Source organism: Rhizobium sp. 01N48, from assembly GCF_056399145.1.
Window position 1 is genome coordinate 167,686 of the sequence record NZ_JBFTQT010000003.1, and the last position, 15,932, is coordinate 183,617.

A 15,932-nucleotide genomic window follows, 5' to 3' on the forward strand; every position below is an offset into this window, starting at 1 on the left:
TTGAAGCCGACGACAACCTGCCCGTTGTCGTCGGATCCGATGGCATCGACCGATGGCCCTGCCGTCAAAAACAAAAGGCGGCCCGGAGGCCGCCAATCGAATTCATGAAACCATTATATCACATTCGGGCTGAGCGACCCCCACCCCTGCTACGCTACGCTGCGGATTGCCTTGCGGTTGTCATTTGCCGCCTTGTGGAAAGAGATAGGAAGACCTCCTGATTTCCTACCAAGCGTCGTGACATGCGGACTGTCCATATGCGCATCTTCGCTCTCAGCTTTCCGCTCTCGCGCTTTCATGTCGCGCAGATCGGCAAAGCATTCATGCGCGATCAACAGTCCGTCGACGACCTTCTGCCTACCAAGCTTCGCCGAGTCCTCTTTGTTGCCACCATACTCCCGACCGATCGCCGCCATCGTCTTTCCGAAGACCAATGCGTCAACAATTGGCCGCCACAGGTGCATGAGCCGGTAGCGCAAGAATGATGCGGCCGACCGTGCGTCGATCCGACGATCGCTTATGGCAGAGCTTTCCGTATTGGCGGTCTCATACACATCAGCGAAGTCGGAAGCCGTACCGCGGAGTTTTTCGCCGATACGCCCAGTGCGAAACTCAGCTTCTATCGGCATCCCTTCTCCGGCCCATTTTCGCTCCTCTTTTGATGCAAGCAGCGGTTTGGCCTGCTCGAGCAGTTCTCGGCTGGCATCCTTCGCCCCAATGTTTGCACGGACAGCAAGGCGGTAGCGTTGCGGCATCTCCTCGCGGTGAGCATGTGCGGCTTTCCGGGCAAGTGTGATGCGCGCGCTTTCGGGTCCGTCTATTTCGCCGGTAGCGAACAGCTCAGCGTCGAGCCAGGCAATGCCCGACGACCGCGGCATCTGCCTTGCTTGGACAGGTAGTGGGGTCTCGAAGTCCCATTTTCCCGATGCGTCGCGGCCGTATTTCACACGGCTGCGATAAGGATGCGATTCAACGGTTCGATATCCGGATCCACGCTCTATCTCGCCGAGCCAGTGTGCGCGGTCGGCAATCGGCACATCTTTGATGTCGATCGCATTATCGTTGGCTGGGATGTGTTTGAGCGGAGTTTTTGCAAGCGTGATTGTCTTCGACAAAGGGAGCAGCCTTTTCGAAAGAGGAAGTCTTGCCGCTCGAATGTCAGCGGCGGGCTATTTGCCGCGCCGATGAGGCTGGCTTTGATATTTAAGGTTTCGCGCCGGAAATCCCAAGTCGGCGCCATGGCCTTAAGTGAAAAAGAGAAGAAAGCGTCAAGGGCGCGTTCACAAAATAGCGTGTCCCGCAACGGGAAAATGCAGATAGTTTTCCCGTGGAGGGACAGGAAAAGGTCAGCTAATTGAATGACCGCGACACTTTCAGGAAGCGGGTCAAGGAAACTTTTTTGCAAAATGTTTCCGTGAAACGGCTATGTGATCCGAGTATGTGGGAGGTCGCCTTTCGAACAACAGAGGACGACCGATGACCCTTCTGCAGATCGCCTACATGATGATTGCCGTATCCTATGCCGTTGCAGCGGTGGCGCTGTTTGCGGGGCATTGAGCCGGTGGTAATTCAAGGTTGAAAGTTCAAGGGGTGTAATGCAATCATCCCCAGAAATTAACCATTCGTTAACGTTTTGCGTTGACACTGTTAACTATTGGGGTATAAGCGGGAATAAATCAAAATTCCCCCGTTAAAGTTTCATTAATTACTTGCAATGACTCGGTCATTCGGGCATTAAAAAAGCACGTCGATTGGATCGACGTGCTTTTGTGTGTTTGCCGCGGTTGCCTGGCTTGCCGCGAAGCAAGCCGTGCGCCGAAGCGGTAGTCTGGACAACTCCGTAGATAGCGCCCACTAGCTGATTTGGCAAGGCCAGAGGGACTACGCACTATGACTAGCAAGACTACGCCTCGCGGACGTGATTCCGGCACCGGCCAGTTCATCCCGGTTAAGGAAGCCATTAAGCACCCTAAGACCACTACGGTTGAACGCGTGCCAAAGCCTGGCTACGGTGACACCAAGAAGTAAGTAAACAGCGGCGGGCGGGAAACCTCCCGCCGTTTTTTCTCTGTCATCAAGGAAAAACGTATGAGCGACGAAAAGAACTTTGTGTTCGTGGGCGACTCCCTTTCCACGGCGCATTTGACTAAAAACCTCGGCACCTTGGTTGAGAAGGGGCTCACTACACAGCACTTGACTGCTCAGCTCTCAGTGCCCGTGTCGCAACCGATTTCGACGTTAGCCCCTCAGCCAAGTAGCACCCCGACTGCACCAGCCAAGAAGTGACTTTAAGCGAAACAATCAGTTTATTCGCCAATCTCGCTTCAATATGCGGGATTGGCTTTGTGGTCATACAGATGAGGCGCGACGGATCTTATACGTCGGCCTCAACTGTGATGGTGATATGCGCGAGTATTAGAAGCACATTGGAGCAAATTGGGCTCGCGGCCCGCTCCGGCGATGTGGAGGCGTATGAGCACAGATTTCTCGATCTGTTGAATGAGCTGGAACTCGCTTCAGCAATCGTCCTAGACGGCGCAGCGACCGCAAGGACCGGAAAAATCGTCGAGCTATTGTTGGTAGATGTCCTGAAAACCGTGAACGATAATCCGGATCTGAGACTGCGTGTCCAAACAGCGGTTCATGCAGAAAGCACGTTTGAAAATCTTGCCGACTTCCTCAGGCGCCATCGAATACAGTTTCGGGAGTTGCGGCCTTAGGCGCGTTATCATTCGCAGCCATCGGCCGCCGATCTGGCCGCAGCCGGTAGAATTCCCACCAGGTGAGCCGGCGACCGCGCAGAGCGCGATCGGGGAATAATTCGACGTTGGTCATGCTTCACGATTCCCTGGTACTTGCTCGTCGGCATGGTCGACCAGTTCGGCAAAGATGCCGTTCGGGCCGCGGTGGATGATGACGAGCTTCGGTCCGAAGACAGAAGACATGTCGACGCCGACGACCGTGACTGGCCGGCCGGTATCGGGGTGACGAGCCTTGATCTGTTCTGAAAGTGGGATCACTGATGGTTCCATTGGTAGTCTCCTCGGGTTGATTGGGGTAACGAAAGTCTGCTCCACTTCGCGCCCGTTGCACCACCTCCACCTGCTCCACCCTTATATAAGGGGGTGGAGCAAGTGGCGCAGTGGAGCAAACGCAACGTTTTCAATGACTTGCCACCTTGTGATTTCAAGGTGGAGCAAGGTGGCGCAAAGGTGGAGCAAGTGGCGCGAAATCAGTCGTTGATTGCCCACTCTCCGACGACAACAAACGGCCGCTTCTTGCGGTTTTCGTCGTCCTTCTGCTCTACTTTGAGTGCGCCTGATCTCTTCCAGACCTTAAGTAGCTCTTTGATCCGCGCTTGATCCGCCACGACATCGATCTCGAGCGCTTCAGCCACTGCATTTCCGACCCAGTTGCCAGCCTGAACCGAGTCCTTGTAGCTTCCGGCGTTGACGATTTTCTGCACGGCCAGCAAGTCGGACACCTTCAGCCCCTCGGTAGCGCTCGGCCATTTCCAGAGTGTTGCAACGCCAACATTGTCAGCCGGACGATCATTCGTTGCGTTACCCAGGTCGTGGCTCGCCATCTTGTACCAGGTCGATTTGTCGGACGGAGGTGCCAGGTTTGACTTTGCGTCTGTCTCCCTGAAATGCAGGCGTTTGTTTTCGACGTTGGTGGTGTTGGCCTCTTCTGAGGTCATCGGGTTAAGAACGCGCGCGGCGCGGGCAGCGCCAATGAGGGCAACGCCGCCGCGTGCGCTCTCTGCCGTGACTTCCTGCCCGCCCATCTTTTTGGCGTGGTGCACGAGATCAATCGAGCAGTTTGTCCGATCGGCAATCGTGGCCCACGCCTGCTTGACGACGGCGTCCATAGCCATGTTGTCGTTTTCGCTGATGGCATGAGAGGAGACAAACGGGTCGACAATCATCACGTCGATGCCGTTTCTGATGATTTCCTCACACAAACGGTCGACGACAGGCACGGCGATCCGAGCGCCGTCTTTTGTCTGTGTGGCTGTGATTAGGGGCATGCGGCGACCGCTATCGACAAACAGCATTCCGTCCACTTCTTCCGCGCCGATGCCGTAGTGACGACAAGCGGCGGCAAGTCGTCGATCCAGTTCTTCCTGCGGGTCTTCTCCGTTCCATAGCCAGACGCGCGCGCGCTCATGCACCTTGATGCCGAACAATTCACGGCTAGTCGCCATGCAGAGGGCCTCCCCCATTCCGAGAGAGGTCTTACCGACGCCGCCAGGGCTCACGGTGACGGACACGAACTTTCGAATATAGTGATGGCCGTAGAGCCATTCGCGCGGCGGGATTGATTTTGGATCCGGAAGACGCCACGCTGTCGCAGCGATCGGTAGGTTGTCGTTTGCTGCGGTAAGGTTCGCCGCCTTCGGTGCCTTGCGAAGCATCGCAGCGTTGAATTTCTTTGCGGCCTCCTCGAACTTTGCAATCCGCTCAGCCGACGTGGCTGGCGTAGCCAAGGTCACCTCAATTAGAGCGTCCTGAAAGTCGACAGCGACGTCTTCAAAACTAGGCTGCGCTGCGGGTGTTGTCATTGGCTGTAAAGCCTCCCATTGCCGCGAGTACGGCCTCAACAATTTCGACGCATAGCGTCGGGTGGAACGAAGCCGAGTGCTTCCCAGCAGCATTCGGTGCCAGAATTCGATAACGCCCGTCGGGCAGTCGTCTAATGGCCAGACTAAAAATCCGAAGGTGCGGGCCGATCTGCAGATCGAACTCCGCGAGATCCTGCGGCCTGTAAGGCGGGCGCAGGTTTTTCACTTCCATGCTGTCTTCCTTTCTGCGCACAAAAGCGCAGCCCGCCGATGGTCTCGGCAGGCTGCTATCGCGTGGCTCTGAGTTTATTTAATAAAAGCTCGATCGTGACATTGCTTCGAAGTGTCGCTTGTTAGCGTTCGCCATGGCGGCGACCTTTTCGAAGGCGACAGCCACATCCTTCAGCTGCTCTTTTGTCATGTCGAGAGCATCCAAGTCATGGTCTAAAATCGTGTGCGCTGCTCCGCGAAACGTCCTGACGATGTCACTAGAGTATTGGATAATACTGCTCATGCCGCAGCCCTCCCAGCGCCTTCCTGCCCAGCAATCCATTCGAGAAGCACAGACTTCCGAGCGCGGATATTTGATCCGACGCGGTAGTGCGGAATTTTGCCCTTTGAGATCTGGTAGAACACGGCGCGCTGATCCTCACCGAGGAATGCGGCGATAGCTTCTGCACCCTTCAAGAGGTCGTCGGCAATATTGTCATTAGCGGAATTCATGGTGTCTCCTCTTGCTCGCGCGGACGGAATCCGGGCGCTAGATTGATCGAATGGAATTTTGAGAAGGTTCGGTACCGGCGAGTGCCGGGCTGATTGAAGTCCGCGGAAAAACCGCTGCTATGGGTGCGGGCTTAAGGTGTGAACCAGCCGTACCTCAATGCGGGCACCACCCCGCTGATGTCGAAACCACCACAATCTCGACGTTCATACCTATAGACGCGAGTAACAAATTTGTCAAGATATTGCCACTCATTACGCTTCTTGTTGCATAAACTCCGTTGTTCACATATATGCATTTTTGTAGGAGAAAACAGATGTCTATACGAGAACGAAAATGGACGTCGGGCGGCGTCGATAAAACCGCCTGGGTGGTCGATTACTTCGACCAAAACGGGAAGCGCCACATCAAGACCTTCGCCAAGAAGAAGGACGCAAAGGACTTCGACGCTGGCACTCGGATCGAGGTGAAGGGCAAGGTCCACGTCGCCGACCGCGATACGGTCACCGTTGCGGAGGCTGGAGACCTTTGGCATCAGGCGTGCGTGGGGGCTGGACTCGAGCGATCGACCACCAACCAGTATGAGCAGCACCTGAGGCTTCACATTAAGCCGCTGATCGGATCCACACGTCTCAACGAGATGACCGTCCCCAAGGTTCGACAGTTCCTCGACGACCTGCGAGACAATGGCCGCTCGCCGGCCATGCAGCGCGCTGTCCGAGTGAGCTTGGGTGCCCTTCTATCCGATGCCCAGGAGCGCGGACTAGTGGTGCGCAATCCGGTCAAGGATATGGGTCGCGGCAAGGCTCGCGCACGGTCGGCGGCTCGCCACGAGGAGCCAGTTGTTGTCGGGGTCGATCTTTTCACCCCAGAAGAGATCAAGCGGATCATGCCCACCCTCACCGGCAAGGTGCGGGCATTCTGGATGACGGCGATCTTTACGGGCATGCGGGCTAGCGAGCTCCGCGGCCTTCGGTGGTCGGACATCGATCTGCCTAAGGGATTCTTGACCGTCAATCAGCGTGCAAACATATGGAAGGCCATGGGCCCGCCCAAGACGAAAGCTGGCCGCCGGAAGATACCGCTCGTCGGCCATCTGGTGGCGACTTTGAAGGAGTGGAAAAAGGAATACCCTAAGGGTAATCCTGATCTCGATCTCGTCTTCCCGACCGGTATAGGCACCGTCGAAGAACACAATAACGTCGTCACCCGCTGGTACCAGCCGTTCCAGATCAGCGCCGGACTTACCAAGCCGAGCGGGAAGCTCGATAGGGATGGCAAGCCAATCGAGGAGGCCAAGTACACGGGCCTGCACGCGCTCCGCCACTTCTATGCTTCTTGGTGCATCAACTCCCCTGCCGACGGAGGGCTCGGTCTTTCAGCGAAAGTCGTCCAGGAGCGCATGGGACACAGCTCTATTCAGGTCACGCTAGACACCTATTCGCACCTATTTGAAAAGGCTGGTACTGGCGACACGATGGATGCTGCCGCAGCGGCACTTCTCGGGTGACTGCGACAAGAACGCGACAAGATGCAAATTTCTATAACCATTTCAATACCATATAACGGACTCTGACTCCGTTAATCTTGGTTCGAGTCCAGGTTCCCCAGCCAATTGATTTTGCTCACGTTTTTCTCTCGTTTAAGCAGAATGTTTCGTGACAGTTGGAAACTCAGTTGGGAGTTTCTGTTCTCCTTTCGAGCTTCCTGATCGCACTGACCGCCATTGCCACATCGCGGTTTAGGTAATTCGAATCGAGGATCGAGCGCACATCTCGCAGCGTGTGACCGGTGATCGTGGCGATCTCTGCCTCGGTGCACCCCGCAATGGCCAGGCGCGTTACAGCGGTTCTGTGAACGCTGAGGTAATCGAGAACCTCACCTTCGCTCAACACGACGACATCGGCGATCGTGCAGAGCTGCTCCTCAAGATCAGTGAGAAGGAAAAGGAGATCGAGGTAAAGGAGCGGGACCTCGTCGAGGCCGAGAAGGACATGAAGTTCTTAAGCAAGCTCATCGAAGACAAGGAAACTGTTCTCAGCGACTACCGGCAGGTAACAACGTTGTATAGGGCAGGCGTTTCACAGTTTGCCTCCCTCTACAAAGCACTCGCTGAAATGATGAAGCTGCGCGCTGATGAAATACCAGCCGAGCTTGTTGCTTTCGCCCAGGAGATGCAAAAAGACGCCGAAGCGATAGCGGCTCGTTTCTCCGAGCCGCGCGAATCGAGAAAGTCCTGAGTGCCGACAACGGAGCTTATCGGCAGGCAGGATCGGAGGTACTGCGGTGACGTGCGATCACGACGCGGAGGATGCAAAATCCGCCCTCATCGCATTTGCGCAGGCCCTTGCACGCCGTCAAGCGCGCCTCGACTACTCCGAGGAATCCGCACGATCAAGTCGCCAAGTTGGCAATCTGAAAACAAGTCGGGTCGGCAAATCTGCCGACCCGAAAAAAGGTCTAAGGCGGTGACCATTTCAGCGAGCGACAACCTGTCGCTCGCTGAGTATTGCGGACTTGGTGATCAGAGCAGGTGATCGATGGAAGTTTTCATCGCGGTAATAGGCTTGGCGGGAGCGATCGCCGGAGGAATTATTCAGGCTTACCCGGGCGTTGTTCCTGGCGGCGACTTCTATGTCGGTTGGTCGGCAATAATAATTTCCTTGGCAAGTTTCTCTTACATCTTGCTCATTCGGCTGCGTCGCTTCATCGGCGTGCGGAGGCTGAAAAATGAAGTTCTGCGGAGGTGTTCCAAAGACATGCCTATTCAGATCACCGTTATGATGGGTAGCGCGAAAGGCTCGGCTTTTGCCGAGGAGCTTTCCAGTTTTCTCCGTGAACATGGCTATCAAGTCCAGGTGTTTCCGGGGATATTCCAAGACAGCAATTTCCGAGGTATCTCACACCACGCACAGGAAGGAAAAAACATGATCGGTGTAGGTCATATTCCCTTTTAGCTGCCGGCCTCGGCGATCGGTCGGCGTGTCGGCTCAGTCGAGATTACATACCCGCTAGTTATCAGCACCCAGATCGCAAAGGCCATACAATGCTTACGATCAGTAAGACTGGCTTCAAGGTGATGCCTACAATTTCCGATAACGAACTCGCCGGGATAGGGTTGATCGCGCACAACTGGTCGCATCTGGAGTTTCTTCTCGGGGCCTATGTGACTGCGGCAAATAACGGCCAACCATACGACAGCGGACGAGGAAATAGAGCGTCTTTCATCGAGAGAGCGCGCTTCTTGAAAGAGCAGGCGCAGGCCCAACTTCTTCCAACATGGGCGAAGCGAATAGGCTCGATTTGCGACGACGCTCTGTCAATCAAAACGCAGCGCGATCAAGCCGTGCATGGCGTGTGGGGTTCCGAGAACGGGAAGACCGAAGTCAATCAAGTTAGCGGCGGAAAAGGCAAACAGTCGCGAGTGATTGATTTCGGGAAAATGAGAGACTTTGCATTGAAGATTGATGCGATCAACGCCCGCATTCTTGAGGTCATCATCTCAAGCTGCTTAGAAGGAAAGACAGAATTCTCCACTGGCCAGGAGAGTTGGAAGGCCATGAAGAAGGTGTAGGGCTAGAGACGATGAAGCGAGGAGCAAGGCTTGGCGGATGGGTGAACTCTTAAATCGAGAGCTGCAGCGCGATATACTGAATAAGCTCGCCGAGAACTATCCGAAGCCGGCGGACGTTGGTAGTCTTTTTGGCCGACCTTCAAATGCCATCATGGTGAACCTTTCATACCTTGAAGAGCACGGCCCGCTGACAACCATATGGGTAAACCGTCGAGACGATTATCCCACCGGTGCGAGGATTACCGCACGGGGGCTTGATTTCCTCGCCGACGATGGCGGCCTGACAGCGATATTGGGCGTGCTAACTGTTCGCATTGACGAGCGACAGCTCAAGAGCATCCTCATTGATCGAGTTAAGGCGAGCGCAGAACCAAAAGACGTCAAAACGCGCCTGATAGACATGATACGCGGCCTTCCTGCCGACATAAGCAAAGAAGCGCTAATGGAAGCCGCAAAGAACGGGCTGGATCACATTCCGGATATCGCTCAATGGATTATGGCCTTGGCAAAGTAAGAGCGCGGACGATGTGTCCGCGTAATTTTGTTAAAACAGAGAGGATTTCACTTGGAAGATTTCAAAGCATCCACCCAATACGACGACTGGAAAGGCACAGCGGCCGCAGACGACGGCCATGACGTCTATATTCACAGTTTCCTTAGGGACAAAGGCATTCTTGACGAGAATGCCCATGCCGTGGCGATCCACTTCTACACTGGTGAGAACTTCGACAAACCGTCTATCAGGGTGGTGGTTGCTGACGGAACCGGCTTCGATGACGTCAATGCGCAAATCACCTCGACATATACTCTGCGTTTCAAAGAAGTAGAACTTGACCTGTCCATCACCGAGTTTTTCGACCTTTTCAAGCGCTTCAGCATCGTGCTGACATCCCGAGACCTCGGGCTTGAGGGTCGCGAATACGAGGTGATCAACGACGAGTGATCAGCCAAGCGATAGGAGGCGGCACTAAGCCGCCGCCTCCAGTTGCGGTACTGCAGTGCTTGATGAAGCAGTCTCGATGATTGGAACCGACCACGGAGGAACCAAAGAGGAGCCTCGGATAGTACAATGGATCGTGAAGTTCGAATTGCCGGAAGATTTCGTGGAGACCTATCAAGCCGCATTCCGTCGCTATGAGCGTGCAATCGGGCTGGAATACTAGTCGGCACCCTCACCCCCGCCGCAGCATAAAATACCGCTGCGCCGTCTCCGCCCTGTTGCGCAGCGCCGGTGGGAACGCATACTCGCCGCAGACCTCGAACGCGAAGCCCGCCTTCACAAGCGTGTCGGTCATCACCTCGGTCAGTTCCGCCGTCGTGCGGTAGATGGCGTTGTAGACTTCGTCGAGTTCTTCGGAGAAATGCTCCTTCAGCGTCAGGCGGACGTCGAGTTCGGAGAGGGATTCGCGGACATAGATCGTGGCGTTCGGGGCCGCGAGCTTGGCGATCATTTTGAAGGTGTCGTGGACGGCTTCGTCGTTGAGATAGATGAAGAGGCCGGTGATCAGGAAGAAGTCGAAGGGCGGTTGCAGCTTGAAGTCTTCGACCGCGATCCGGGGGACTTCGACGACCTGGAACTGGACATTTTCATCGTCGCCGATCTCGGCCTTGGCGCGGGCGATCAGTTCTTCGGAGAAATCGAAGCCGAGATACTGGTTGCCGTTGTTGTTGTAGAAGGTGGCGAGGCGGCCGGCGCCGCAGCCGAGTTCGAGGATCTTCGAGGGGCGTTCGAGGCGCGGCAGCAGGTGCGTCTTCTCGTGGATGTCGCGGTCGACGGCGATCGTCGAGCCCTCGGATTGCAGCATCACGGCGTTGACGGCATTGCCTTCCTTTTTGGCGCGACCATTGAAGAAATCGCGAACCTTGACGGCGTCGATGCTTTCCTGGTCCTTGTATATGCGGCTCATGCTCGGTTCCGTTTCGTGACTGTTTGCTTGAAGCGTGTCGCTGTAGCAAAACCACTGCGTGCTCTTGCGCGACATGCTTCAGCCGGCCAGCGCCTGCAGATTGAAGTAGTGGAGATTGTCCCGCGCCAGCGCCAGGTCCTGCTCGCTGTCGATCTCGTAGGCGATCACTTCGTGGGTGCGGATCGGCAGGAACTGCCTGAGGTGTTCGTAGACGGCCGTGTTGCCGATATCGGCGAAGTAATCGACCGGCAGCCAGGCGATGTTGGCCCATTCGTATTCGGTCGGGTCGTCGCGGCGGAAGCTTACGGCAAGGCCGTCCTCGCGGGTCAAGAAAACGGCGTCGCGGGTCTTGGTCTTGGTGATGCCGAGCTGCGCCACGCCCGGCTCGCAAGATGCGAGGAAGGCTGCGAAGCTTTCCGGCTCGACCAGCATGTCGCCATCCATGAACAGGCAATCGCCCTTGATATAGCGGCCGCCGAGCTCGTAGCTGTGCAGCGTCGTCGTGCTGCGGAAGCCGGGGTTGCGGACGATGAGCACATCCGGGCGGATGGCGCGGATCGCCGCGATGACAGCCTTTTCCTCGAAGCCGACGATGACGCGGACGTCCTCGACATCCTTCAGCAGCGACAGCAGATGCTTGATGATCTTGACGCCTTCGATCTCGACCAGGCACTTCGGCTTGCCATGGCCCAGCCGCGAGCCGAGGCCGGCCGCCGCGATTACAGCGTGTTTAACAGACGGCATAGCGACTTCCCATCGAGAGCGACATAGTTGGACACGGAGACCAGCGCATCGGGCGCGCCATGCAGGCCGGTGAAGGCAATGCCGATGTCGGCGACGTCGAAGAGCGGCACGTCGTTGAAGCCGTCGCCGATCGCAACGAGACGGTCGAACTCGTCTTTCAGCTCAAGGCCGGCGACGTTCTTGCGCATGACCGTGTCGAGGCCGGTGATCCAGCCGTCCTTGTCGGTCGTGGCTGTCGAGGTGTAGAAGCGGCAGCCGAGGCGCTCTACCAGCGGCGCGATCCAGAGATCGAGATTGCCCGTGACGACGAAGCAGCGATCGCGGTTTTGGCGGATGAACTGCTCGATATCGGGATCGAACTCGACCTCGGAGACGATAGACTGGATGCGATCGAGGCCGGCGCTACGCAGGATGGCGAAGCGCAGCCGGAAGGAATCCTCGAAGGGGATCATGCCCGACATGGTGAGCTCGGTCAGGAGCCGCATTTCGGCTTCGAGGCCAAGCTCGGAGGCGATCATCGGCAGCAGTTCGGCGCGGGTGATCGTGCCATCGAGATCGAAGGCGAAGCCGGTGCCACGCTTGTGGGCGGGAACGGCACCCGTGTCGTTGGCGACGGGCAGTGTCAATGCATGCTGTTGCGCGCGGTACATGATCAGGACCTCGACGTCTGTATATCGGCTGCGATGGAATCAAGAATGATGCTGGAGGCCGGCTCGGTGCGCGGGAGCAGCACCTTCAGAAGCTCCTCGCGCTCCTTCACCAGCTTCCAGGCCTTGCCGTCCTTGTAATCAAGCGCCACCTGGCGCAGCTGATTGAAGGTTTCGACGCGGTGGGCGGCGCGTTCGGCAAGCCGACCCAGCGCATTGAAGGCGGCGTGGGCGCCGGAATCGATGAAGATGAGCGGCTTTTCGAAGAGGTGGTATTCGGTGAGGAAGGAGACGCCGTCGGTGATCATCAGATCCGACGCCTCGAACAGCTCGCCATAGGTGCCTTCGCGAATGGCGCAGTTGGGCAGCGCCGACCACGCATCGAGATAGCGCTGATAGGAATTGTCGCGGAAGAGGCCACTCTGCTCGGCGCCGAAGGCAAGTGCGGGATGCGGCTTCAGCACGAATTGGATATCCTTGGCGGAGCGCGCCCAATCCAGCATCTGCTTGTAGATCTTATGGAAAACGCCAAAGCCGAAGCCATTGACGGCCAGCGAGTGGTGCGGCGCCCAAATGACGCGGAAGGTTCGTCCGTTCGGCTCGGCGATCGGCCATTCGCCTTTGCCCTTGGCCTCCATCAGCTTGTTGAGCTTCGGATAGCCCGTCAGTACGAACTTGTCGGGATCGGAATGCGTGAAAGAGCGGTAGTAGGACTGAGTCAGCTCCGTCTCGCAGAAAACCTTCCAGGCGAGACGATGATATTGCTGGTCGTAGTTGTCGCTATAGGCTTCGTCGTCTTCGCTTTTGGCATCCGGGTTGGCAAGCACGCCCATGCCATAAGGCACGACGCAGATGCGCGCGAAGGTGATCTCCATCGTTCTGAGGCCATGCGGAACCGGAGAATCCCACTGCTGCTGGCGGAACACCACGTCGGGCATCAGGTTGCGCAGGATGTCGAGCGCATCGAAGGAATGCATATCGAGGCGGATATGGGGAATGCCGAGCGCGGTCAGCCCTGCGTGGACCTCCTCCTCACCCGCAAATTCCGCCACGCCGAGCTGGCTGTTGTCGATCGAGACGACCATGGGGTGATAGCGATCGTCCTCGGTCATCGCCCAGTAGACATCGGCCAGCGCATCCCACATCGGGATCGACTGGACGATGAAGACGCAACGGATCTTCGGTGTCGCGGGGCCAAGGCGGCGCAGCGTCAGGTGGCTGACCTGCTTCAAGACGTGCATGCCGACGCCGAGGCTGCCGAGGCGCGCGTCGAACTTGGTCAGCACTTCCTTGGTGAGCGGCACCTTGTCGTGATTGTTCAGCTCGATCGCCGTCTTGACGATCTCGTTCATCTGCTGCGGCAGGGCCGTGAGCTGGGAATGGAATGTCTGCAACAGCTTGGCGATTTCGAACTGGACCGAGCCCTGCGTATCGATGCGCTGCGTCAACTCTTCGACTTGCGCCTTCAACGATGCCAATTCGGCAAGGGTCTCGGCCGAAGAATTGCTTGGCTCGGTCTTGGGCATTCAAATCGCCTTCGTACATTGCAAAACGGCATTCAGCCGAACGCAGGTCTGCTTCTTTATCCGCAAACCCTAGGCCGGGAAGCTTTCGCCAAACTGGCCTGAATGCCGGCTTTTGCCGCCTGCCGCGACCGCCGAACCCACCAGCGCATTTATAAGATTTTTATATCGACGCCCCTCCCCGCGTCTCGAACCTTAATGCGCTTCGGCCGCATATTGATGGCCGGGCGATCGCGAGATCTTGCCCGAGACACCAGGGACAAGCGCATGGCCCACCGACCCGCGCCGCGTCTCCATTTCGAAAACAATTCAAGGAGTGATGGTCGATGATCGACATCGTTCTGCTCGGCATCACGATCTTATTTTTCGTGCTCTGCGCCGCCTACGCACACGTCTGCGACAGCCTCTAGCGGGAGAAACACAGTGATATTCGACTATGTCCTCAGCGGTGCCGTGACCGTGTTCCTCACCGTCTACCTCACCTATGCCCTCATCCGCCCTGAGCGATTCTGATCTCTCATAGCGCCGGGTATTGAAAGTTAATCAAGATGACCCTCAACGGATGGCTTCAGATCCTGCTCTACTGCGGGATCGTTCTCGCGCTCGTCAAACCGCTCGGCGGCTACATGACGCGTGTCTTTTCGGGCGAGCGCACGCTTCTCTCACCCGTCCTCGTTCCGATCGAACGGGGACTTTACGCATTGTCGGGCACCAGCGAGCGCGAAGAGCAGCACTGGACGACCTATGCGATCTCGATGCTCGCCTTCAATCTCCTGGGCGCGCTGGTGCTTTACGCGCTGCTGCGCCTGCAGGCGGTGCTGCCTTATAACCCGGCCGGCATGGCCGCCGTCGGGCCCGAGCTCTCCTTCAACACCGCCGTCAGCTTCGTCAGCAACACCAACTGGCAGAACTACGGCGGCGAAAGCACGATGTCCTATCTGACGCAGATGGCGGGACTGACCGTGCAGAACTTCGTCTCGGCGGCCACCGGCATTGCCATCGCGCTTGCCTTCATCCGGGCGTTTTCGCGCGCATCCGGCAAGGCAGTCGGCAATTTCTGGGTCGATATGGTGCGAGCGACCTTCTACATCCTCCTGCCGCTCTGCATCGTTATGACGCTTGTCTTCGTCGCACTCGGCGTGCCGCAGACGCTTGGCGCCTATGTCGAGGCGACCACGCTCGAAGGCGCCAAGCAGACGATCGCGGTCGGCCCCGTTGCCTCGCAGCTGGCGATCAAAATGCTGGGCACCAATGGCGGCGGCTTCTTCAACGCCAATTCCGCGCATCCGTTCGAAAACCCCGATGCGATTTCCAACCTGATCCAGATGGTGGCGATCTTCGCGATCGGTGCCGCGATGACCAACGTCTTCGGTCGCATGGTCGGCAACCAGAAACAGGGTTGGGCGATCCTTGCCAGCATGTTCGTGCTCTTCCTCATCGGCGTCGGCGTCACCTACTGGGCTGAAGCGGCCGGCAATCCGCTGATGCATGCCTTCGGCCTTGAAGGCGGCAACATGGAAGGCAAGGAAGTGCGCTTCGGCATCACGCTCTCCTCGCTCTTCGCCGTCATCACCACGGCAGCGTCGTGCGGCGCGGTCAACGCCATGCACGGCTCGTTCACGGCGCTCGGTGGCCTGATCCCGCTCATCAACATGCAGCTCGGCGAAGTGATCGTCGGCGGTGTCGGCGCGGGCTTCTACGGCATCCTGCTCTTCGTCATCATCGCCATCTTCGTGGCCGGTCTGATGGTCGGGCGCACACCTGAATATCTCGGCAAGAAGATCGAGGCGAAAGAGATGAAGATGGCGGTGCTTGCCATCCTCTGCCTGCCGCTGACGATGCTGGTGTTCACCGCGATCGCAAGCGTGCTGCCTTCGGCCGTCGCCTCGGTCGGCACGGCTGGACCGCACGGTTTCTCGGAGATCCTCTACGCCTACTCGTCCGCAGCCGCCAATAACGGCTCGGCCTTCGGCGGGCTGACGGGGAATACGCCCTGGTACAACGTGACGCTCGGGATCGCGATGCTGGCCGGCCGTTTCCTGGTCATCATCCCGGCTCTGGCGATTGCCGGTTCGCTGGCAGCCAAGAAGACGGTTCCGGCCTCGAACGGCACCTTCCCCACGGGCGGTCCACTGTTCGTCGGCCTCTTGACGGGCACCATCGTCATCGTCGGCGGCCTGACCTTCTTCCCGGCGCTGGCGCTCGGACCCGTCATCGAGCACCTGATGATGATCTCGGGCCAGACGTTCTGA

At 57.4% G+C, this 15,932-nt stretch carries 19 protein-coding genes; 9 read left to right on the forward strand and 10 right to left on the reverse strand.

All coding sequences use genetic code 11. The features are described 5' to 3' along the window. Positions 1-149: 149 nt before the first annotated feature. A complete protein-coding gene (locus AC1DOG_RS07220; protein WP_477927217.1) occupies positions 150-1,115 on the reverse strand; it encodes a hypothetical protein in 966 nt (321 codons plus the stop codon). 973 nt (positions 1,116-2,088) lie between these two features. Here AC1DOG_RS07220 and AC1DOG_RS07225 point away from each other — a divergent pair. Continuing rightward, complete coding sequence (locus tag AC1DOG_RS07225) at positions 2,089-2,286, forward strand: hypothetical protein (protein ID WP_477927218.1); 198 nt, start codon at positions 2,089-2,091, stop codon at positions 2,284-2,286. 545 nt (positions 2,287-2,831) lie between these two features. Here the strand turns inward: AC1DOG_RS07225 and AC1DOG_RS07230 are convergent. The 5 genes from AC1DOG_RS07230 to AC1DOG_RS07250 form a co-directional block, all read right to left on the reverse strand. Continuing rightward, positions 2,832-3,032 (reverse strand): hypothetical protein, encoded by a 201-nt coding sequence (locus AC1DOG_RS07230; protein ID WP_477927219.1) that lies wholly within the window; start codon positions 3,030-3,032, stop codon positions 2,832-2,834. A 200-nt stretch (positions 3,033-3,232) separates the two neighbouring features. Then, positions 3,233-4,564 (reverse strand): AAA family ATPase, encoded by a 1,332-nt coding sequence (locus AC1DOG_RS07235; RefSeq protein WP_477927220.1) that lies wholly within the window; start codon positions 4,562-4,564, stop codon positions 3,233-3,235. Beyond that, complete coding sequence (locus AC1DOG_RS07240) at positions 4,539-4,796, reverse strand: hypothetical protein (RefSeq protein ID WP_477927221.1); 258 nt, start codon at positions 4,794-4,796, stop codon at positions 4,539-4,541. Before AC1DOG_RS07240 ends, AC1DOG_RS07235 begins: the two co-directional genes overlap by 26 nt. A gap of 78 nt (positions 4,797-4,874) precedes the next feature. Continuing rightward, positions 4,875-5,078, reverse strand: coding sequence for a hypothetical protein (locus AC1DOG_RS07245; protein ID WP_477927222.1), 204 nt, complete (start codon positions 5,076-5,078; stop codon positions 4,875-4,877). Further along, positions 5,075-5,287: a helix-turn-helix domain-containing protein gene (locus tag AC1DOG_RS07250; protein ID WP_477927223.1), complete on the reverse strand. Its 213-nt coding sequence runs from the start codon at positions 5,285-5,287 to the stop codon at positions 5,075-5,077. The genes AC1DOG_RS07245 and AC1DOG_RS07250 overlap by 4 nt, the downstream gene beginning before the upstream one ends. Before the next feature lie 314 nt (positions 5,288-5,601). On the opposite strand from AC1DOG_RS07250, the gene AC1DOG_RS07255 reads away from it, so the two are divergent. The 6 genes from AC1DOG_RS07255 to AC1DOG_RS07280 all read left to right on the forward strand — a co-directional run bounded on the left by AC1DOG_RS07255 (position 5,602) and on the right by AC1DOG_RS07280 (position 9,802). Then, a complete protein-coding gene (locus tag AC1DOG_RS07255; protein WP_477927224.1) occupies positions 5,602-6,795 on the forward strand; it encodes a site-specific integrase in 1,194 nt (397 codons plus the stop codon). A 274-nt stretch (positions 6,796-7,069) separates the two neighbouring features. Continuing rightward, positions 7,070-7,525, forward strand: a complete 456-nt coding sequence (locus AC1DOG_RS07260; RefSeq protein ID WP_477927225.1) for a hypothetical protein — start codon at positions 7,070-7,072, stop codon at positions 7,523-7,525. A gap of 300 nt (positions 7,526-7,825) precedes the next feature. Beyond that, a complete protein-coding gene (locus tag AC1DOG_RS07265) occupies positions 7,826-8,242 on the forward strand; it encodes a hypothetical protein (protein ID WP_477927226.1) in 417 nt (138 codons plus the stop codon). 89 nt (positions 8,243-8,331) lie between these two features. Next, positions 8,332-8,859 carry a hypothetical protein gene (locus AC1DOG_RS07270; RefSeq protein WP_477927227.1) on the forward strand — a complete coding sequence of 176 codons (528 nt, stop codon included), beginning with the start codon at positions 8,332-8,334 and terminating at the stop codon, positions 8,857-8,859. A 37-nt stretch (positions 8,860-8,896) separates the two neighbouring features. Continuing rightward, positions 8,897-9,373, forward strand: coding sequence for a hypothetical protein (locus AC1DOG_RS07275; protein ID WP_477927228.1), 477 nt, complete (start codon positions 8,897-8,899; stop codon positions 9,371-9,373). A gap of 51 nt (positions 9,374-9,424) precedes the next feature. Further along, positions 9,425-9,802: a hypothetical protein gene (locus AC1DOG_RS07280; RefSeq protein WP_477927229.1), complete on the forward strand. Its 378-nt coding sequence runs from the start codon at positions 9,425-9,427 to the stop codon at positions 9,800-9,802. Positions 9,803-10,031: 229 nt separating this feature from the next. Here AC1DOG_RS07280 and AC1DOG_RS07285 read toward each other — a convergent pair whose 3' ends face one another. From AC1DOG_RS07285 to AC1DOG_RS07300, 4 genes are all read right to left on the reverse strand, one after another. Beyond that, positions 10,032-10,766, reverse strand: a complete 735-nt coding sequence (locus AC1DOG_RS07285; RefSeq protein WP_477927230.1) for a methyltransferase — start codon at positions 10,764-10,766, stop codon at positions 10,032-10,034. A 78-nt stretch (positions 10,767-10,844) separates the two neighbouring features. After that, positions 10,845-11,510: an NTP transferase domain-containing protein gene (locus tag AC1DOG_RS07290; RefSeq protein ID WP_477927231.1), complete on the reverse strand. Its 666-nt coding sequence runs from the start codon at positions 11,508-11,510 to the stop codon at positions 10,845-10,847. Next, entirely contained in the window at positions 11,486-12,160 is a 675-nt protein-coding gene (locus AC1DOG_RS07295) for an HAD-IB family phosphatase (RefSeq protein ID WP_477927232.1), read from the reverse strand. Before AC1DOG_RS07295 ends, AC1DOG_RS07290 begins: the two co-directional genes overlap by 25 nt. A gap of 2 nt (positions 12,161-12,162) precedes the next feature. Further along, complete coding sequence (locus AC1DOG_RS07300; protein ID WP_477927233.1) at positions 12,163-13,683, reverse strand: CDP-glycerol glycerophosphotransferase family protein; 1,521 nt, start codon at positions 13,681-13,683, stop codon at positions 12,163-12,165. 420 nt (positions 13,684-14,103) lie between these two features. Between AC1DOG_RS07300 and AC1DOG_RS07305 the strand changes: the two genes are divergently transcribed. Beyond that, entirely contained in the window at positions 14,104-14,193 is a 90-nt protein-coding gene (locus tag AC1DOG_RS07305) for a K(+)-transporting ATPase subunit F (RefSeq protein ID WP_111561755.1), read from the forward strand. A gap of 35 nt (positions 14,194-14,228) precedes the next feature. Beyond that, the gene (gene kdpA, locus AC1DOG_RS07310; RefSeq protein ID WP_477927234.1) at positions 14,229-15,932 is read left to right on the forward strand and encodes a potassium-transporting ATPase subunit KdpA; all 1,704 of its coding nucleotides are present in this window, start codon (positions 14,229-14,231) and stop codon (positions 15,930-15,932) included.